20 protein-coding genes are annotated in these 17,129 nt (G+C 60.9%); 12 read left to right on the forward strand and 8 right to left on the reverse strand.

Going from position 1 to position 17,129, the window contains the following annotated elements; translation table 11 throughout:
- Positions 1–71 precede the first annotated feature (71 nt).
- From Q4G24_RS00060 to pdxY, 3 genes are read left to right on the forward strand one after another with little or no spacing between them, the layout of a single operon-like run.
- Entirely contained in the window at positions 72–767 is a 696-nt protein-coding gene (locus Q4G24_RS00060; protein ID WP_303364452.1) for a glutamine amidotransferase, read from the forward strand.
- A complete protein-coding gene (locus Q4G24_RS00065) occupies positions 764–1,444 on the forward strand; it encodes an MOSC domain-containing protein (RefSeq protein WP_303364453.1) in 681 nt (226 codons plus the stop codon). Before Q4G24_RS00060 ends, Q4G24_RS00065 begins: the two co-directional genes overlap by 4 nt.
- Positions 1,441–2,289 (forward strand): pyridoxal kinase, encoded by an 849-nt coding sequence (gene pdxY / locus Q4G24_RS00070; protein ID WP_303364454.1) that lies wholly within the window; start codon positions 1,441–1,443, stop codon positions 2,287–2,289. The genes Q4G24_RS00065 and pdxY overlap by 4 nt, the downstream gene beginning before the upstream one ends.
- A gap of 222 nt (positions 2,290–2,511) precedes the next feature.
- Here the strand turns inward: pdxY and Q4G24_RS00075 are convergent, their stop codons facing one another.
- The 3 genes from Q4G24_RS00075 to Q4G24_RS00085 form a co-directional block, all read right to left on the reverse strand.
- Positions 2,512–2,991: a hypothetical protein gene (locus Q4G24_RS00075; protein ID WP_303364455.1), complete on the reverse strand. Its 480-nt coding sequence runs from the start codon at positions 2,989–2,991 to the stop codon at positions 2,512–2,514.
- A gap of 41 nt (positions 2,992–3,032) precedes the next feature.
- Positions 3,033–4,238 (reverse strand): hypothetical protein, encoded by a 1,206-nt coding sequence (locus tag Q4G24_RS00080; RefSeq protein ID WP_303364456.1) that lies wholly within the window; start codon positions 4,236–4,238, stop codon positions 3,033–3,035.
- A 257-nt stretch (positions 4,239–4,495) separates the two neighbouring features.
- Positions 4,496–7,141 carry a TrlF family AAA-like ATPase gene (locus Q4G24_RS00085; protein WP_303364457.1) on the reverse strand — a complete coding sequence of 882 codons (2,646 nt, stop codon included), beginning with the start codon at positions 7,139–7,141 and terminating at the stop codon, positions 4,496–4,498.
- A 472-nt stretch (positions 7,142–7,613) separates the two neighbouring features.
- Between Q4G24_RS00085 and Q4G24_RS00090 the strand changes: the two genes are divergently transcribed.
- On the forward strand, positions 7,614–8,075 hold the full coding sequence (locus Q4G24_RS00090; RefSeq protein ID WP_303364458.1) for a PaaI family thioesterase: 462 nt from the start codon (positions 7,614–7,616) through the stop codon (positions 8,073–8,075).
- On the opposite strand, the gene Q4G24_RS00095 is transcribed toward Q4G24_RS00090, so the two are convergent.
- The gene (locus tag Q4G24_RS00095; protein WP_303364459.1) at positions 8,072–8,269 is read right to left on the reverse strand and encodes a hypothetical protein; all 198 of its coding nucleotides are present in this window, start codon (positions 8,267–8,269) and stop codon (positions 8,072–8,074) included. The two genes, Q4G24_RS00090 and Q4G24_RS00095, sit on opposite strands and share 4 nt — an antisense overlap.
- Before the next feature lie 209 nt (positions 8,270–8,478).
- On the opposite strand from Q4G24_RS00095, the gene Q4G24_RS00100 reads away from it, so the two are divergent.
- The 5 genes from Q4G24_RS00100 (at position 8,479) to Q4G24_RS00120 (ending at position 12,383) form a co-directional block, all read left to right on the forward strand.
- The gene (locus Q4G24_RS00100; RefSeq protein WP_303364460.1) at positions 8,479–8,856 is read left to right on the forward strand and encodes a nuclear transport factor 2 family protein; all 378 of its coding nucleotides are present in this window, start codon (positions 8,479–8,481) and stop codon (positions 8,854–8,856) included.
- Positions 8,853–9,251 (forward strand): cupin domain-containing protein, encoded by a 399-nt coding sequence (locus tag Q4G24_RS00105; protein ID WP_303364461.1) that lies wholly within the window; start codon positions 8,853–8,855, stop codon positions 9,249–9,251. Before Q4G24_RS00100 ends, Q4G24_RS00105 begins: the two co-directional genes overlap by 4 nt.
- Positions 9,252–9,601: 350 nt before the next feature.
- The gene (locus tag Q4G24_RS00110) at positions 9,602–10,852 is read left to right on the forward strand and encodes an MFS transporter (RefSeq protein ID WP_303364462.1); all 1,251 of its coding nucleotides are present in this window, start codon (positions 9,602–9,604) and stop codon (positions 10,850–10,852) included.
- Positions 10,853–10,942: 90 nt separating this feature from the next.
- Complete coding sequence (locus tag Q4G24_RS00115) at positions 10,943–11,488, forward strand: YbhB/YbcL family Raf kinase inhibitor-like protein (protein WP_303364463.1); 546 nt, start codon at positions 10,943–10,945, stop codon at positions 11,486–11,488.
- Positions 11,489–11,507: 19 nt separating this feature from the next.
- A complete protein-coding gene (locus Q4G24_RS00120) occupies positions 11,508–12,383 on the forward strand; it encodes a PhzF family phenazine biosynthesis protein (RefSeq protein ID WP_303364464.1) in 876 nt (291 codons plus the stop codon).
- Here Q4G24_RS00120 and Q4G24_RS00125 read toward each other — a convergent pair whose 3' ends face one another.
- Both Q4G24_RS00125 and Q4G24_RS00130 read right to left on the reverse strand, forming a co-directional pair.
- Positions 12,384–12,929, reverse strand: a complete 546-nt coding sequence (locus Q4G24_RS00125; protein ID WP_303364465.1) for an AAA family ATPase — start codon at positions 12,927–12,929, stop codon at positions 12,384–12,386.
- A gap of 28 nt (positions 12,930–12,957) precedes the next feature.
- A complete protein-coding gene (locus Q4G24_RS00130; protein ID WP_368660914.1) occupies positions 12,958–13,935 on the reverse strand; it encodes an alpha/beta fold hydrolase in 978 nt (325 codons plus the stop codon).
- Positions 13,936–14,076: 141 nt separating this feature from the next.
- Here Q4G24_RS00130 and Q4G24_RS00135 point away from each other — a divergent pair, with 141 nt between their 5' ends.
- From Q4G24_RS00135 to Q4G24_RS00145, 3 genes are read left to right on the forward strand one after another with little or no spacing between them, the layout of a single operon-like run.
- Positions 14,077–14,595: a cupin domain-containing protein gene (locus Q4G24_RS00135; RefSeq protein WP_303364467.1), complete on the forward strand. Its 519-nt coding sequence runs from the start codon at positions 14,077–14,079 to the stop codon at positions 14,593–14,595.
- Positions 14,592–15,191, forward strand: a complete 600-nt coding sequence (locus Q4G24_RS00140) for a 2-hydroxychromene-2-carboxylate isomerase (RefSeq protein ID WP_303364468.1) — start codon at positions 14,592–14,594, stop codon at positions 15,189–15,191. Before Q4G24_RS00135 ends, Q4G24_RS00140 begins: the two co-directional genes overlap by 4 nt.
- Complete coding sequence (locus Q4G24_RS00145) at positions 15,185–15,658, forward strand: GNAT family N-acetyltransferase (RefSeq protein WP_303364469.1); 474 nt, start codon at positions 15,185–15,187, stop codon at positions 15,656–15,658. Before Q4G24_RS00140 ends, Q4G24_RS00145 begins: the two co-directional genes overlap by 7 nt.
- Here the strand turns inward: Q4G24_RS00145 and Q4G24_RS00150 are convergent.
- Complete coding sequence (locus Q4G24_RS00150) at positions 15,650–16,117, reverse strand: GNAT family N-acetyltransferase (protein ID WP_303364470.1); 468 nt, start codon at positions 16,115–16,117, stop codon at positions 15,650–15,652. The two genes, Q4G24_RS00145 and Q4G24_RS00150, sit on opposite strands and share 9 nt — an antisense overlap.
- Complete coding sequence (locus Q4G24_RS00155; protein ID WP_303364471.1) at positions 16,118–17,059, reverse strand: LysR substrate-binding domain-containing protein; 942 nt, start codon at positions 17,057–17,059, stop codon at positions 16,118–16,120.
- Positions 17,060–17,129: the final 70 nt, after the last annotated feature.

The raw sequence follows: 17,129 nt of genomic DNA on the forward strand, positions 1-17,129 counted from the left end.
ATCATTCATACTGGCACTTTTGCATAGGCCAGTATTTTGCCACAGAGGCGAAAAACGCAAGAGGCTCCGTGATGAAATCCGCCCTGATCCTGCGCCACCTAGCCTTTGAAGACCTCGGGTCCTTTACCCCGGTTCTGAGGGACGCCGGCTATCAGCTCCAAGACATTGAGGCGGCTGTGGACCCACTGCCCGATCCGCCGGAACCGGACCTGGTCGTGGTGCTGGGTGGCCCGATCGGCGTGAATGACGGCGCCGCCTATCCTTGCATGACAGAGGAGCGGAACTGGCTGACCATGAGGCTGGCGGCGGATCGCCCGACCCTCGGCATTTGCCTCGGCGCACAGCTCATGGCCGCGGCCCTCGGAGCCCGTGTCGCGCCCATTGCCGAGAAGGAGATCGGCTTCGCGCCCCTGACCCTAACCGCGCCTGGCTGGGCCGGCCCGCTTGCCCACCTCTCGGACATCCCGGTACTGCACTGGCATGGCGAGGGCTTCGACCTGCCCGCCGGAACCGAGCGCCTAGCCGCGACCCCCGGCTGCGAAACACAGGGCTTCGCCCGGGGCCGCAATATTCTCGGCCTGCAATTCCACCCCGAGGCCGGGATGCTGCCGGATTTCGAACGCTGGCTGATCGGCCACAGCGCAGAGCTGGCGCAGGCAGGGATTGCCCCCGAGGCTCTGCGGCAGGATGCCAAGGCACATGGCCCTGCGCTGCGGACCGCCGGTCAGGCCATGCTGAAAGATTGGCTGCGGGAGCTGGACGGATGAGGCCCGTCACACTCCTGACAGGTCGCGCCGCTCCCCTGCCCGGAAGCGACACGCTGAGCGGGATCGGCAAGACGGCGGTTACCCACCCGCTGAGGCTTGGCCCCGAGGGGTTCGAAGGCGACGAACAGGCCGACCGGCGCGTACATGGCGGCGTCGAGAAGGCCGTGCATCATTATCCGCTCGATCATTACAGCGACTGGCGCGCGGAACTCGGCGACCTTCAGGCGCTGACCGCTCCCGGCGGGTTCGGCGAGAATATCTCGACCGCCGGGCTCACCGAAGCGGAGGTCGCCGTCGGCGATACATTCCGGCTGGGCGGCGCGCTGATCCAGGTCTCGCAGGGGCGCCAGCCCTGCTGGAAGCTCAACCACCGCTTCGGCCTGCCCGACATGGCGCGGCGCGTGCAGCAGACCGGGCGCACGGGATGGTATTACCGGGTGCTCCAGACCGGCACCGTTACCCCCGGGGACCGGCTGGAGCTGATCGACCGCCTGGCACCGGACTGGACTTTACGACGGCTCTGGCACGCTCTCTATGTGGACCGGATGAACCTGGTCGAACTCGAAGGTATCGCCAAGCTCAATGTCCTGGCCGAGGGCTGGCGCAAATACGCGGTCCGGAGGTTGGAAAGCCGCCGGGTCGAGGACTGGAGTGCAAGACTGGACGGCACCGCATGAAACGCCCCCCTTTCGTCATTTCGATCCAGAGCCAGGTGGTCTTCGGCCATGTCGGCAATTCCGCGGCGCTCTTCCCGATGCAAGCGGCAGGCCTCGAGGTGGCGGCGATCCCCACCGTGATCTTCTCGAACACTCCTGACTACCCGACCCTGCGCGGCCGTGCCCTGCCGCCCGAGTTCTTTTCCGACCTGCTGCAAGGCGCTCGCGAACGCGGCCTGCCCGAGCGGGCGGATTATATCCTCACCGGCTATATCGGCTCGCTGGATGTGGCCGAGATGGTGGCGGATTTCGTGGCCGAGGCGAAGGCCGCGAACCCGCGCCTGCGCTACATCTGCGACCCGGTGATGGGCGACACCGGTCCCGGACTCTATGTACCCGAAGCCATCGCCGGCGTAATGCGCGACCGGCTGCTGCCGATGGCCGACATCGCCACGCCGAACCCATTCGAACTCGCCTGGCTCACCGGGCAGCAGATCCACACGTTGGCCGATCTTCAGGCGGCGCGCGAGGCGCTGCACATCGCGCCAGAAGCGCATCTGATCGCCACCGGCTGCGTACTCGACGACACCGGCCCCGGGCGACTCGAGACGGTGCTCCTGGGCCCCGAAGGTCTCAGCCGCCACCCGACCAAGCGCCTGCCGATCGCCCTGCCCGGCACCGGCGATCTCTTCGCCGGGCTTGTGGTCGCGGGCATCGGGCGGGGCCTTGCCCTGCCCCGCGCCATCGAGACCGCCCAGACCCTAACCGCCCGCGCCCTCAGCCACGCCGAGGCGCTTGGTGCGGGCGAGGTGGTGCTAAGCGAGCCGGAATTTCGTCGCGCGCTGCTTTCGCTTGGGTCCGGCTGAGGCCGGGTGACGCGGACATCATCGCCTGATCAGTCTGCGCTTAGAGTTACCTGACCTGCCCCGTTCAGGGTGCGAACGGACTGCCAAAATCCGTATGAAACCCGGTGGGAATTTGTTCAGCGCAAGGAGGATGCTGCACGCTTGAATATCTACGCCTCCGGCCCAGAGCCGACATTCGTCAAATTCGTTATTGCCGCGCCGCGCCTTCTCGAGAGCTGCCGCTCAAAACTCACCTGCTGCAGGCCCGTCGACCCATTGGCGTTGGACACCTGCTAAGTCAGAATTTGGCCCCGTGGATAACCGCAAGAACAACCCATATTGGTATCGAAGCTGACCACACAGCGCATGTAACTTTGCGAGATCATGCTCGTCAGCGACGGCATTGGTGGACTTCTTCACTTCGACGACCAAAAGGTTGCGAAGATTATGCCCACGCTCATGCACAATGATATCAGGAAATACTCGATGGGCCGTCAAATCACCGTTCTCATCCGGCATCTCAATGTCTTTCGGTTCCAGGCCTGGACCCTTGCGATTGTACTCAATATCCACACTATACAAGGGAAGCCTGGGGTCCATTAGCATAGCCAATCGCCCGCAAATTGCACGCTCACCGACATCTTGAGCCAAGATTTGACCATCCTGATTGTAGAGATCTTGTAGGCATAAGCTAATTATTTCATCCAGTTTATTGCGATCCAAATCTAGCCCTCCAGAACTTGGCCGTATGAGATGCCGCCTATTCAGCGTTTTCTGACTGCCATCACGATCTGATTAAATCTCCTATGATCCACCTGATGGAAAAAGGCGGAGTGATGGGCTCGAACAGAATCGCGCACTTCATTATGAGGATGCCCATAGTTGTTCGGTCCGGCTGCAGCATAGCCCACCCGCAACTCCGGCATCGCATTCAATACCTCATCACTATGGTTGTGGACCGACCCGTGATGTGGAACCATAAATACGTTGGTGAGTCCTGAAAAGCGTCGGTAGAACTTCAGGAATCTTTGTCGACGACGCAAACCATCGAGATGCGCGTCGCCCGTGAGCATCCACCCCCCACAATCGGCCCATTCGTGATGGGGGTGCCAATAGGGGTAGCGTCGACAAATAGATATATCTATCTCCATGATTTCCGGTATTATAGGACCGGCGTACAGCGTCATCGAGATCAGGTTGTGATCGGCCCAAAGCGCGTCATAGCAGTTACGCAGCCTCTCCCGTACTGCCGGGTCCTTCGCTGATTGAGCGATAGCTTTCTTGTCCGTGCCTTTACCGAACTCGGCATCTAGAGCATCGTTGAAGGCCTTCATCAAAGCCGCGGATGGTTTATGGACATAGGGCACCAATGCCCAATTGAGCTGCCCGCCCGGTGTCATCACAAGGAGAGCCGCCCCTGGAAAAGCTCGCCGCATCTTTGCGGTACCTGCGCCAGTTTGAGCAACGGAGCTAGTCTCCGGGAAAGGTACCGGTTCACCCGTCCATTTGGCGGTGCAGTCGCCATCACCGCCGCCAGCCGGAGCGTCAGGCACATCCGGGCCGTCGCCCCCTTCATCGTCACTGTCGTCGACGAAAGTGACGGTTTCAACGCCGCGGCTGCCAAACCAACCCGACAGATCGCTTACAGCCTCGACGAGCACTCCCGTCAATGCCCCGCGGGAAACATCACGCGCGATGGTTGCGACTAGGGCTTCCTCATTAAGATAAGGCAAGATCACCTCGCGGACTTTTACCTGCGACAGTAGAAGATCGACACCGTTGACGTGGTCGCTGTCGAGGTGAGAAAGAAAAAGCAGGTCGATTTCGCCGTCTCTGGCAATGGAACCGACCTCCCGCTTCAACGCATCGGCCTGATTGGAGCCGCAGTCGTACACCCAGCGTAGCGGCTTTTGACCAAGCGTCAGCTCGCCGCAATGCAAGCCGCCCTGACCAACTGCATGCTGGACCATCCTCACTTGCATCTATCGTCTCTCCTTCAAGATTTCGGTCTTAGTAGGGTCAAAATTCTTGACCGATCTTCAGTAGCGTGATGCCAGTCAAAGGCTTGCCCTCGCGAAATTGGTCAGCCCTTCGCTGACATTCTCCGATTTGGTTGTCGCGGCATTGCAGCGTCCCCGAACCGATCATCCATGGCGGCTCATAACAAGACCAAGGGAGAATGTCGTTGGGAGGTAGGGCGTGAAACGCTTCGGCTTCTTTAACGCATTCAAACGCGGCGGGATTTCCAAATCTGATAGATCGTCTTACGGCGCTCAAATGCCTCCGGGCCGCCCTCCATAATGGAGATGACGTTGGCCTGGCAGGACTTATCGTCAATATTTCCGACTGATATTGAGATTGCATCATTTCGGAATCGGCATGTAGTAATGGTTTCGGCATCTCCAAGTACCGGGAAATTCGCGTTGTGCGTCGCGAAGATGAATTGCTGGTTCGGCTTGAGCCGACGAAGCAGTTTGACCACCTCTTCGTAAACGGTCTGGCTATCAAGATCATCTTCTGGCTGGTCGATGAGCAGAAGATCATTCTCTTTCTGGCTAAGCAGGAAGAGCATCATCGCCGAGGCGCGCTGGCCCAGAGAATGAGACAAGAGTGCCTTGCCGTGATACGTCACTGAATAGCTGTTGGGCACCTGATAGGCGATGAGTGAGTAGAGATTTTCTATGAAGAGACTTCTGAAGTCCTGGCTCTTCCCCTTTGCGTGAGCACAAGCCTTTTCGAGGTCCTTGAAAACCTCGCCAAAATCAGAATAAGCCTCGGAAAGGTCATTGTAATATTCCTTGCGGAGATTATTTCCTCGAAGCAATCCGTCAATGTGGACTTTAAAAGCGTTGCGGTCTCCCTTGAACGCCGCCTCTACTCTCAGTGATCCTTGCGATTCATTAATGATTTCAAGCGCCGCCGCGATGAGTTTGAACTCATCGTGCCATGCATTATTCAGCAAGTTCATGGCCGTCAGAACGGCCTCAAGTCTTGTTCTTTCCTTGCCCGTCCGCTTGGCAAGCTCGGCGATTCCAGTTTCAAGCTCCTGCTTGCGCTGAGTGAAGTTGATATAGGCATTTGGCTGGATCGAGGTAACGCCCTGTTCCTGCAACGCCTTGACCAGCTCCCGTTCGGTCTCGGCAAACTCTTCCTTCAGGCCGTCTCGCACGCCTTCAAGCTCCTGGCGCAGTTCATCTAATTCGGTGGAATTAGTCTTGATCGTGGCAGCAAGGGCCTTGGCTGTCGCAACCGTGCCTTTTAGTTCCTCCACCTTGGCCGCATAGCGCGTGAAGAAATCTGCATTCTGATCGGAGGAATGAACTTCGATCAGTTTGAAATCTTCTTCGGCCTGGTTTGCCGCATCATCAATCGTCTTGCGCCAAGCCTCAGCTGCCTCGTGAATGCCCTGACAGTAGGTCAAGTCCTCGTTATAAATCAGTTTCTTTTCAAGCTTGTCCTTGACGCCGTGCTTGTCAAATTGCTCCAAGTTGAATTTGACATTCTCAAGTTCATCTTCTAGCGCCTGCTTGTCCTCTGCATCGCTTCGCGCGGAATGGAAGTTCTCTATCGCCGTTTTAAGTTCGTCTGCGCGCTCCTCGATCTTTTTCCGCACGCCCTTAAGGCTATCACCCATGAGCTTTTCGACAAGATCGTGCCCGAAGCCTTTCCCAGCAGCGGCGAGGTCCTTCTGCCCGAAGTAAAGTGGCTTGGCGATAATCGTTTCCCTAATAGAGACTCCCGGGCGCAGCACGCCATCGACATAGACATCTGGAGAGTGCCCCCAAATGCGTCTCACCTCAAAGCGACCGCCATGCCGATCGGTCGCTTCAACAATCACCTTGCCGCCGCTTTTCAGAACATGGGGCAGGAGTTTGTCCTTGTATTCCTTGTCCTGCGCTTTGTCGCCAAAGGGGATATCCAGGGCATAACGCACGCTTTCCAGGATAGAGGATTTTCCGCTGCCCTGGATGCCGATCAGGCAGTTCAGATGCGGGGAGAAAGTAACGCGACAGCCATCCAGCAACCCGCCTTCAAAGCGAACAGCGTTGACATGGGAATGCCCTAAGGACGGAAATTCCGACGCAACGCGGAAAGTATGATCGGTCAAGGCAAACTTTACGGCATCGAAGCCAACATCGCCCAACTTCAGATAGACCGTTCTGCCTTTGCCGATCTCGGTTATTTCTTTTGCATCAGAGCCTTCTACTTCGGCCGGATATTGATCGCCCCACCAGCCCTTGACTTTCGTGCGGCAAACGCTATCCGGTTTGTCATGGGTGCGAACCTTCTGGAAGCCCAGAGCATATTTTTGAATGAGCGGCTCAGCGGCAAGCTCGCCCATTCGGCCCCCGCTTAACTCTTTCCACAATCCACTATTAGCCTCAACGTGTGCGAATATAATGAAAAAGTCGCGGTTGTATGCTTCCAGCGTCTTCAGCGTCTCGATTAGGTCGTCGTTGCTGCGTCCGTTTTCCTGCTCGTATTGCGCGGGGACCTTGCCAGCGAATGCAACGCCAAGAAACTGGTTGATGTAATCCTGCCCCTCGGCCAACCAAGCTTCGGAAAATACCACAAGTGTGTGAACACCGTTTGCGCCGTCCTTGACGGACAGCTCCACGCCAGGGAGCACACCGATGCCGGATTTGCGCGCCCTTTTGCGCAGTGCCTTAAATTCGTCAAGGTCAAATTTGTTGTGGTTGGTGATGACAGCAAGGCGTATTCCGGCAGCTTCAAGCGCCTCTACATAGCTGGCGACGAAACGGTCATCGTCGCCATCATAGCGAAATTCCTTATCTGCTCGAGTGTGCAGGTGAAAATCTGCCCTTAACCACTGTGCGCCATGTTCGAAAAGTTTCTGAAGAGCCTCACTCAATCTTAAAATCCTGTGATAAAGCCATCTTCTGACAATGAAATCACGCAATGAGGGGTTGTGTAAAGTCAGAAGCCGACAGGTCCGAGGATGTCCAGCGCGGCGCGCGGGCGGCGACAGTATGACATGTCATGAGGTGCAACAGCGACTGTGTCTGAGCTGTCCCTGCAACTGTGTTGCAGGGACTCGGGAGAGCCGACGATCCTATCGTCAAGGAGCCTCGGGTCCGCTTCCATGCCCTTGTACGGGTGGTGCCGCACATGCAGTGAAGGTCCGCTGTCCGCCCTTCGTGCCAGAGCCTCTAGCAGTGACGGCAATGGAACTTTTGCAGGCCCTGAATCGCGAATCTTAGGCAGTCGAGGGCAGCACAATGCTATGCTCCGGCGCCGTTCATTCAGTTGAGACTGAGAATTCCTCACGCGCCGAGACCTATGCCTTATGCATACTTCCCCGGCGAAGATGTGGAGGAATAGCTATGCAGGTCGGCGATCCAATTTCCGAGGAAATCATCATCCGAGCACGAGAAAGCTTTGCACGACAGGGGCTCATGGCGCATCTCGGGGCCGAAATGGCGGATGTGCGCGCGGGGCTTGTCACGCTGCGACTGCCGTTCCGTCCAGAACTCACGCAACAGCATGGCTACTTCCATGCCGGCGGGACATCGGCCATCGCCGACAGCGCAGGCGGTTACGCTGGGTTCACCCTCTTCCCCAAAGGCAGTTCAGTCCTGACGGTCGAGTTCAAACTGAACCTGATCAGTCCGGCGCAAGGAAATTATCTCGAGGCTGTTGGCCGCGTGATCAAGAACGGTCGCACACTGACAATCTGCCAGCTCGATGTATGGGGCGTTGATGGAAAACGCCGTAAACATGTCGCCACGGGGATGCAAACCCTGATCTGCTTGCATGACACGCCAGACCTGCCCGCTTCGCGCTAGAACAGGTCTTCTCGGCGAATGGCCTGAACAGGATTGAAGATCGGCAGATCTTGACGATCCAATCCCAGATCTTCCAACGCCGCGTCGCTCAAGCGATAAAAGGCCCGAAACCGGCGCGGCAGCCGAGCCAGGCGTGATGCGAGACCATCTTTGTCGTGCTCTTGCGTTGAATTTGCCGTGCATCGCGGGTTCATGGTCACCTCCGGTGTCTTCCCCCAGAGAATGCACCCCGTACCCAGAACCATGAATTTCGGATCCCTCAGCGGATATTGAGAATTCCTCCCTTTGATCGCCGCCGCGAAATCCTCAGGACCACCGGAAGATTCCTCAATTGCGAGCAGCCATGCTGCGGCACGACAGTCAGCTCCGACCGCTAAAGCGGACGGAGAAGGAGACCGGAATAATGACAAGACTTTCCCGCACTGACCTTGAAACCCATGCCAGGCATTGGATCGCCGCCTGGAACGCGCATGACGTGGAGACGGTTCTCGCGCCATTCGCCGAAGACTCCGTCTTCATCAGCCCTCTCGCCAAGCAGGTGGCGGGTGACGCCCGGATCATTGGGAAGGACGCTCTGCGGCAGTACTGGACCGACGCCCTGGCACGCGTGCCCGATCTGCATTTCGAACTGAGCGGAACCGCCGTAGACGAAGAGTCGCAATCCGTGACGGTTTTCTATGTGTCGCGAGCCGGCGGTCGGGTCAGGCATGCCTGCGAACACATGCGGTTTCGCGACGGCGTCCAGTTTCTGGGCGAAGCCTATTACGGGTCCGAGGAATGACAGGCCCCCTGCGCGCGACAGCCGCGAACCATTACCCCTGGGGTAACGGCTGTGATGGCTGGAGACTGGTCGATCGCCCCGAACTTTCACTGCGCGAAGAGCGCCTGCCGCCCGGCGGTGCCGAAGCACCACATTATCATCGGGTCTCCCGCCAGATCTTCTATGTCCTTGCCGGGGAACTGACGATCAGGGTTCCGGGCCGTATCCTCTTGGCCAAGGCGGGAGAGGCCCTGGAAATCTCCCCGGGCCTGGGACATTTGGTGCAGAACAACGGGCTCGAAGATCTGCGCATCCTGCTCGTGTCCGCCCCTGATACGGCCGGCGACCGGTATCCGGTCGAAGACCATGCGGCCATCCCGGCGGATGTAGCACACCATCCGATGTATTGGCTCTAGCCCGCCCCGGACAAAATCTCCCGCTCGGTTGAGACCTTCTCAATCGGCGTGGAGGCGGCTCCCGGCTAGCACTTGAGACAAAGAGCGGATGCCAGAAGCCATGAACATCAATGATCTCAGAAGATCCTTGGGCGCCGCCTCTGGCGAGACACCGACTCCCGGCCTGTCGGGTCTTCAACGACTTGCACTTCTTTGGGTCACGGCCATCCTGCTGACATTTCTGTCCTTCGTCTCTTATCCTCACCGATCTGGCGAAACGGGCTCCATTCAGGATCGTGCCGAGCAAACCAACGACCTTGGGCGGGTGTACTCCCTGAGGGACGACTGCTGCATCTGGTCCGGCCACGCGCATGACTGACTCAGCCCAATTGTCCCCGTTGCGCCGCATTGTCTTCGTCTCTCTGCCATTCACCTTCGCCTACCTGCTCTCCGAACTCTTTCGAAATGCGAACGCTGTTCTGGAGCCTCGTCTCACGGCCGAGTTTCAGCTTGAGCCTGCGACCATGGGCATAATGACCTCCGCCTTCCTTGGCGCACTGGCCGGCTCGCAGCTGTTCGTCGGCCAGGCCCTGGACAAGTTCGGGCCGAAACGCGTGCTGGTGGTTACGCTCCTCCTGGCTGTCGTCGCATCCGCGCTCTTCGCCGGGGCACAAACAGCCCACATGCTCGTCCTGACGCGTTTCATGATCGGCCTCGGACTTTCCGCTTGCTGGACCGGCGCCTACAAGGCGAACACCCTGTGGTGGCCGAGGGAGCGCCTGCCCCTGGTAAACGCCATCACGATTGCAGCGGCCGGCCTTGGCTCCCTGGCGGCCACCAGCCCGACCGAATGGCTGCTACGCCAAATCGGCTGGCGCGAAATTTTTCTGGGTCTCGCCGGCGTCACTGCTACCATTGCATTGATCATCGCCACGGTGGTTCCGCCCCAGACGAGGGAACGGGCCGCACCCGCGATCGCGGAACCGGCTGTGGAGGGACTGCGTGGTGTCCTCACGCACCCCGCCTTTCTCGCCATCGCACCGGCTTCGGCCCTCTGTCAGGGAGCCTGGGTCGCCTATCAGGGGCTCTGGGCCGGGATCTGGCTGCGCGACGCGATTGCCCTCCCGTCGACTGCGGCAGCGGGCATTCTGATGGCACTCTCCCTTGCCGTCATCGTGGGGCAATTCGGCTTCGGTCTGCTTGCCGATCGGATCGCCCGCACCGACCGGCACCTGTTCCGCCTGACGTTCGCCCTGACGCTTGGCTTTGTGCTGTGCCAGTTTGCGGTTGCCGGTGCTGGCGCGTCCCTGCAGACCATCCTCTGGGCTGGCTACGGGCTGTTCACCGCGGGTCCCATCCTTGCCTACGCGCTTCTGGTCCGGCTGCTACCCGACGCAGTGTCCGGCCGCGCTATCGCCATGCTCAATCTCGGCGCTGTCCTCACCGGTTTCTTGATGCAGGGCGGCATCGGCGCAGGCATCGAGGCTTTGGTTCGGCTTGGGTGGAGCATTTCGTCCGCCCATGTGACGTTCATCGTGCTGATCGCCGGTCTGCAAGCCATCGCTCTGGCGTGGATGGCTCTGCATCAAGGTCGCGCCCTGGGTCTGGACAAGGTTCGGTGATCATTTCTACCGGGCCCCTGAAAGCTTCTCAATCGCCGCATCTAACACATTGGAATACCGTCAAATCATGGAAGTCGAGGAGAGACATTCATGATGATGAACCTAAGCCGTACTGCTCTGTTCTCAATGGCGCTCGCCGCCACTCCCGTTGTCGCTCACGCGTTCGATCTGGACAGCCGCGACCTGCGGGAGGGTGAAACGATCCGCATGGAATTGGTGAATTCGACCATGGGGTGCGAGGGGCTCAACCAATCCCCGCACCTGGTCTGGAATGACCCGCCCGCAGGAACGCAGAGCTTCGCGATTACGGTCTACGACCCGGACGCCCCGACCGGCAGCGGTTGGTGGCACTGGATCGTTCTGGATATTCCGGCGCACACACGAGCGATGCTCGCGGGCGCCTCCGGCTACCTGCCCGCCCCTCTGGTCGAGTCCCTGACGGATTTCGGGCAGCCCGGCTATGGCGGCCCCTGCCCGCCTGAGGGCGCAGTCCCGCATCGCTACGAGTTCACCGTCTATGCCATCGACGTGCCGAGCCTGGGGTTGGACGCCAGCGCCATGCCCGCCCTCGCCGGCTACATGATCCACGCGCACAGCCTCGGCAGTGTGACACTGAAAGCGCGCTACGGGCGCTGAAAGCAAGGACTTAACGACCATGAAGAAACGCATGCTTCAGATCGATGCCTTTTCGGACCGACCCTTGCTGGGCAATCCGGCGGCAGTGGTCTTCGACGCCGACGACTTGTCCACCGAGATCATGCAACGCATCGCGCGCGAGATGAACCTCTCCGAGACCGTGTTCCTGCTTCGCCCGACCGGTGACGCGGACTATCGCGCCCGCATTTTTACCCCGGTGCGCGAATTGCCCTTCGCCGGTCATCCGACCCTCGCCGCCGCCCATGCGTTTTGCGGCGAGCAAAGCAGAACGCCCCAAAGCCTGACGCAGGAATGCGGCATCGGACTGGTTCCGATCCGCGTCGAAGACGACCTTTACACGATGACGCAGGCAACGCCCCAATTCCGCGATGTGCCGGTCGCCAAAGCTGAACTTGCCGAGGCGATCTGCCTTCCGCTCGACGTGCTCGCAGACAGCCCGCATCAGATCGTCTCAACGGGGGTTCCATGGCTGTTGCTTGAGCTGCACGACGTCCAGGCACTGGCCGGCCTGCGACCCGACCTCGGCCGGATCGAGCGGATCTGCCATGGGCTCGGCGCGGCAGGGCTCACGGTCTTTGCCGACAGCGGGTCCGGGGCCACGCCGCGCTTGCGTGTACGCACCTTTGCTCCGGGTGAGGGCGTGGCCGAGGATCCTGTTTGTGGGTCTGGCAATGGTGCCATCGCTGCGTGGATCGCCACGCATCGCGACGCGGTGCCTCGGGGTGGTTACCTGTCGGAGCAAGGGGTCGAGATGGGTCGGCGCGGGCTGGTTCACGCGGGCTGGGAAACGACAGCAGAAGGGCTGCGGATCAACATAGGCGGGGCCGCTTGTATCGTCCTGCGGGGCGAACTGGATCTGGGTGACGCGTCCTGATCAGATGGACTGATCCAAAACCTCCAGAACAAAATCGACCCGCGCCTCGACCGTGGCCAAAGGCAGCGGCAGCAGGTCATATCCGGCCATGGCATAGGCCTGCTCCATTGCCTCTGCAGTCGCAACCGCCTCGTCGAAATCCTGCCCGCGCTGCGCATCCTGACCGAAGATCTCGGGCCAGGGCGGCGCAAGAAACACCGTCGGGCGATACCGGTAGAACTCGGCCGCCGCGTGAACATGTGCGGGCGCCTCTCCCTCATAGAGCTGAAGATAACCGATCACATCGGGAATGCCGCGATCGAAGACCACCGGACCGTCGGTCCCCTGCGCCTCGTGCCAAGAGCGCATCTCCCAGCCGAGCATGAGCTCTGCAAAAAGCTGCCGGTCCTGACCGTGCCACCCTGTCCCGCCAATCCGGGTCTGATCCTGAATGATCGCGCGCCCGGCTTCGGGCATCGTTGCGAGACCATGCCGCGCCAGTGCGGACAGAAGCGTCGTCTTGCCCGATCCCGGCCCGCCGGTAATGACGAAAAGTCGGTCGTTCATGTTGATCCTAGTGGAAAGAAACCTGCATTCAGCCTGTCGGAAAGACGATCCGCCCCGGAACATCCTTGGGCAGTCGACCGGAAAGCAACCATGCGGCGGCAAGCGGCCAGAGCGTCTGTTCGAAACGGGCGTGGAAGAACGCGAAATGCCCGATCTCCGGCACCGCGATATCCGAGGGCGCGATCCGCAGATGGGTTCGATCCGCCCCGGAATAGTAGTCGAGCAATCGTTGCCCCGCAGCTTCGGTGCAGAACGGGTCATCTGTCAACCCGATGGCCAGGAGCCGCGCCCGGGTGGCGCCATGACGCGCTGCAAGGTCTGCTGGGTCCAAAGCGGAGCAAACACTTGCCTCGAACCGCGGCCCCATCCGGCTCCAGTCGCGCACCACGCCGCGCGGCACATCCTCGAGCCATCCAAGCCGCGCCCCGGGAAAATAGCCGAAGAGCCGCGTCACGGCTGGCATGAAGAGATGCCATTTCAGATACATCGCGCGCCGCTGGCGGGGATCGTAATCGCGCCAGTAGGCGAATTGCGCGCCAACCGTCACGATCCGGTCAAGCCGATCCGAGGTACGCGCCAACCCCAGAGCGAAGCCGCCAATTGAATGGCCCACGGCGCAGAGCGCACGATCCGGCCAGCGCCTGCCAGCATAGGCAAGCACCGCCTCAGCATCGAGGACGCCCCAATCGACCCATCCCGCCTGCAAATCCTTCACCGGCGTGGAGCGGGACTCACCAATCCCGCGATAGTCGAAGGTCAGGACCGTCGCCCCCTGCCCGGACAACCAGGATGCGAACCGTGCGTAATAGCGCGCCTGAACCGCCGTCGCGGCATGAAGCACGACGACAGGGCCGGTGTCTGCGTGCCAGATCCCACCCCTGATTGGATACCCGTCTTCAGCCGCCACCTCGAAGCGTTCGGCGGGCATCGTCGAGGCGGGCCTTTCAGGGTTCGGCCGCGATGGCGGAGCTTCAGGTCTCCAGCGATAAAGCATTGGTGTCCACATTCGTCTCAGGTCCGACAATACGAGAACAGCTTCCTTTGAAAGGGAAATCACGCCAAATGAGCTTTGCTACGGCTCACCTGAAGCCAATTCAGTTGCGAGACCGGTCGGATTGGCGCTCTCTTCTCGCAGGAGGGCACCGAAATGACCCAGGATCGCATGCCACGCAGCCCCGTCGTCACGCTCGACGATCTGGACCTGTCGCCACAGAGCTATGGCACCCGCTTTCATGCCGCCATGGCCTCCATCGCCGCCCCACTCGGTGCGACGCATCTGGGGGCGCGGCTGGTGGAGGTTCCGCCCGGCAAAGCGGCCTGGCCCTTCCATGCTCATCACGCCAATGACGAGATGTTTGTCATTCTCTCGGGCTCCGGCGAGCTGCGGTTCGGCCCCGACCGTTACCCGGTCGCAGCCGGCATGGTGGCGGTCTGCCCCGCGGGCGGCGCCGAAACGGCCCATCAGTTGATCGCAACCGGCACTGAACCCCTGCGATATATCGCGGTCAGCACCATGCGCGAGCCTGATGTGATGACCTATCCCGACAGCGGCAAGCTGACAGTCTTCGCGGGCGCCGCGCCCGGAGGTGACAAGGCAAAGCGTCGGGTTGCCAGCTCCTTCAGGACGGCGGATGCGGTCGATTACTGGGAAGGCGAAGAGCCATGAGCCCCGTCGAGTTCTGGTTCGACTTCTCGTCCGGCTATGCCTTCTTCGCTGCGCAGCGGATTGAGGCCATCGCGGTAGACCTGGGTCGGACCGTGCTCTGGCGACCCTACATGCTGGGCACCGCTTACAAGGTGACAGGGGCACGCGGACTGTCGTCGACGCCGCTGAAACGCGACTATGCGCGGCGCGACTGGGCGCGGATCGCTCGGCACCAGGGCCTGACCTTCCAACTGCCCGCCGGCCATCCCCATGTCGCCCTGGCGGCGACGCGCGCCTTCTACTGGATTGAAACACAGCACCCTGAACTTGCTGCTGCCTTCGCGAAGAGGGTCTTCACCTTGTATTTCAACGACAGTCTCGACACCGCCTCACCCGAAGCCGTCTCGCGGCTCGCCCCGGAGTTCGGTCTTAAGCCCGGAGCCCTTCTGGCCGGCATCGCCGACCCTGCCCTGAAAGAAAAGGTCCGGAGGATCGGCGAAGATGCGGTGGCACGGGGTGTCTTCGGATCTCCCTTCTTCATCGTCGATGAAGAGCCTTTCTGGGGCTGGGACCGCATGGAGATGATGGCAGAGTGGGTCAGGACCGGCGGATGGTGAACGTACCGACGATCCGCCGCCTGTCCGCTGCGGACGCTCCGCGCCTTGCCGATCTGATGACGGCCTATCGCAGAGCCATGAGCGGACCGGGAGAGGCAATGACGCCGGAACAGGCCACACCCCTGATCGAGCGGGCCATCAGCGAGCCGGATCTGCTGCTTCTCGGGGCAGATCATGGCGGCGCGCTTGCCGGCTTTGCGCTGGCCTTCGACTTACCCGAGATCATCTCAGGAAGCCGTGCCGGTCAGCTCGACGACCTCTTCGTCATGCCAGAGGCTCGGGGAAGCGGCCTTGCCCGCGCTCTGATTGGCCAGTTAACCGAGATCGGTACCGCACGCGGCTGGACCCATCTGCGCTGGCTGGTGCCGCAGGACAATCTGACGGCGAAACGGTTGTATCTGTCGATCGCCGATCCCGCGCCCTGGGACAGTTTTCGGATCGAGCTGAGCCAACGCCGCTCAATCTAGGTCGATCCGGTAGCGTTTCACCGGATCGAGCGTGGCAATCCGGTCATAGAGCCGCTGCGCAATGAGGTTCTCATCGCCGGTTTCCCATTCGATGCGGCGCCAGCCCTGCGCGCGCCCCTCCCGAACCAGTCGCTCGACAAGCCGTTCCGCCAGCCCGCGACGCCGCGCGAAAGGTGCGATCCAGAGATCTTCCAGGATCGCGATCTGGGCCGTGCTGAAGCTGTGCTGACGAAGGACCACATGCGCCAGCCCGGCGGCCCGCCCCTGTCGGAGAACCAGCCAGCCGAGAAGCGGCGCGGCTTGATCCATGAGGCGTTGCCAGATGACGGGCACGTCCGCTCGGGCACGATCCGGCGCCGCGAAATGGTCCAGGTTCTCTTGCCAGAGGTCTTCCCATGCCACTCGGTCGTTCTCCTCAAGTCGCCGGATTTCGACCGCAGCCGCTTCAATACGATTCATTCAATCTGCTCCCGGCTCCAGTTGCCTTTGCGCGAGGGTCCTTTCCCCGGCCGAGGCCTCGATCATCCAGCGGCTCAGGTTGCGCACGCGACGGTCCCTGGCCAGCGCCTCGGGATAGACGAGGAAGTAGCCTCCGCCCGTATGAGCCCAATGTGAAAAGAGCTGTTTCAACCGCCCGGCTCCGACGTCGAAGGCGGCGATCTCCACGCCTGCCAGCGCCACTCCTGCCCCGTCCATGGCCGCGCGCAGTGCGAGTCCGGCGGAATCGACCATCATCACCGCAGCAGGCCGGATCGGCCCGCCCGGCAACGTCGCGTTCCATCGCGCGTAGTTCTCTTTCCGATACTGCGAGAGAAACAAGGTCATGCCCGATATCTGCGCCCGCATTTCGTCGGGGTCATCCTTGCTCAGGGGCGGCGCACCGAACAGGCTCACGGTTTCTTCGAACAGCAGGTCCGCCTGCAACCCATCCCATTGGCCCTGCCCATGCCGCACCGCCGCATCGGCCACTCCCGCAGACAGATCCACAGCCTCCTGCGTCGTGGATATCAGCAGATCGAAACCGTTGCGCTCGAACGGGTAGCGCGTCAGCCGGGGCGAGAACCAATGGGCCGCGAACGTCGGCAGCATCGACAGCCGCAAGGGGCCCGCGTTGCGATCCTGTCTGAGGCCGCCGACCGCTTCGATGATCCGGGAAAACCCCTCGCTCAGATCGGGCGCGAGTCTTGCTCCGGCCTCTGTCAGTTCGAGCGCCGGGCCGACCCGTCGCATCAATGTCAGGCCGAGCGCATCCTCAAGCCCGCGCAACTGGTGGCTGACGGCCGATGGCGTGACGCCAAGTTCCAGCGCCGCCTCCTTGATAGAGAGATGGCGCGCCGCGGCCTCGAAGGCTCGCAGGGCGTTCAGGGGCACATTCAGCCGAAAGGGTACTTGTTTATCCATAGATCCTCACAAACCGACTATCGCCGATAACCGGCACCACGCGAACGACGCTTTCTCATCAGCGCCTGAA

It is taken from the genome of Paracoccus sp. (in: a-proteobacteria) (assembly GCF_030538695.1).
Classification (GTDB): Bacteria; Pseudomonadota; Alphaproteobacteria; order Rhodobacterales; family Rhodobacteraceae; genus Paracoccus.

Bases quoted from the DNA above. Each gene is read 5' to 3' on its own strand.
- Q4G24_RS00060 (WP_303364452.1), top strand. From the start codon at position 72: ATGAAATCCGCCCTGATCCTGCGCCACCTAGCCTTTGAAGACCTCGGG.
- Q4G24_RS00065 (WP_303364453.1), top strand. From the start codon at position 764: ATGAGGCCCGTCACACTCCTGACAGGTCGCGCCGCTCCCCTGCCCGGA.
- pdxY (WP_303364454.1), top strand. From the start codon at position 1,441: ATGAAACGCCCCCCTTTCGTCATTTCGATCCAGAGCCAGGTGGTCTTC.
- Q4G24_RS00080 (WP_303364456.1), bottom strand. From the start codon at position 4,238: ATGGTCCAGCATGCAGTTGGTCAGGGCGGCTTGCATTGCGGCGAGCTG.
- Q4G24_RS00090 (WP_303364458.1), top strand. From the start codon at position 7,614: ATGCAGGTCGGCGATCCAATTTCCGAGGAAATCATCATCCGAGCACGA.
- Q4G24_RS00095 (WP_303364459.1), bottom strand. From the start codon at position 8,269: ATGAACCCGCGATGCACGGCAAATTCAACGCAAGAGCACGACAAAGAT.
- Q4G24_RS00100 (WP_303364460.1), top strand. From the start codon at position 8,479: ATGACAAGACTTTCCCGCACTGACCTTGAAACCCATGCCAGGCATTGG.
- Q4G24_RS00105 (WP_303364461.1), top strand. From the start codon at position 8,853: ATGACAGGCCCCCTGCGCGCGACAGCCGCGAACCATTACCCCTGGGGT.
- Q4G24_RS00110 (WP_303364462.1), top strand. From the start codon at position 9,602: ATGACTGACTCAGCCCAATTGTCCCCGTTGCGCCGCATTGTCTTCGTC.
- Q4G24_RS00115 (WP_303364463.1), top strand. From the start codon at position 10,943: ATGATGATGAACCTAAGCCGTACTGCTCTGTTCTCAATGGCGCTCGCC.
- Q4G24_RS00120 (WP_303364464.1), top strand. From the start codon at position 11,508: ATGAAGAAACGCATGCTTCAGATCGATGCCTTTTCGGACCGACCCTTG.
- Q4G24_RS00125 (WP_303364465.1), bottom strand. From the start codon at position 12,929: ATGAACGACCGACTTTTCGTCATTACCGGCGGGCCGGGATCGGGCAAG.
- Q4G24_RS00130 (WP_368660914.1), bottom strand. From the start codon at position 13,935: ATGTGGACACCAATGCTTTATCGCTGGAGACCTGAAGCTCCGCCATCG.
- Q4G24_RS00135 (WP_303364467.1), top strand. From the start codon at position 14,077: ATGACCCAGGATCGCATGCCACGCAGCCCCGTCGTCACGCTCGACGAT.
- Q4G24_RS00140 (WP_303364468.1), top strand. From the start codon at position 14,592: ATGAGCCCCGTCGAGTTCTGGTTCGACTTCTCGTCCGGCTATGCCTTC.
- Q4G24_RS00145 (WP_303364469.1), top strand. From the start codon at position 15,185: ATGGTGAACGTACCGACGATCCGCCGCCTGTCCGCTGCGGACGCTCCG.
- Q4G24_RS00150 (WP_303364470.1), bottom strand. From the start codon at position 16,117: ATGAATCGTATTGAAGCGGCTGCGGTCGAAATCCGGCGACTTGAGGAG.
- Q4G24_RS00155 (WP_303364471.1), bottom strand. From the start codon at position 17,059: ATGGATAAACAAGTACCCTTTCGGCTGAATGTGCCCCTGAACGCCCTG.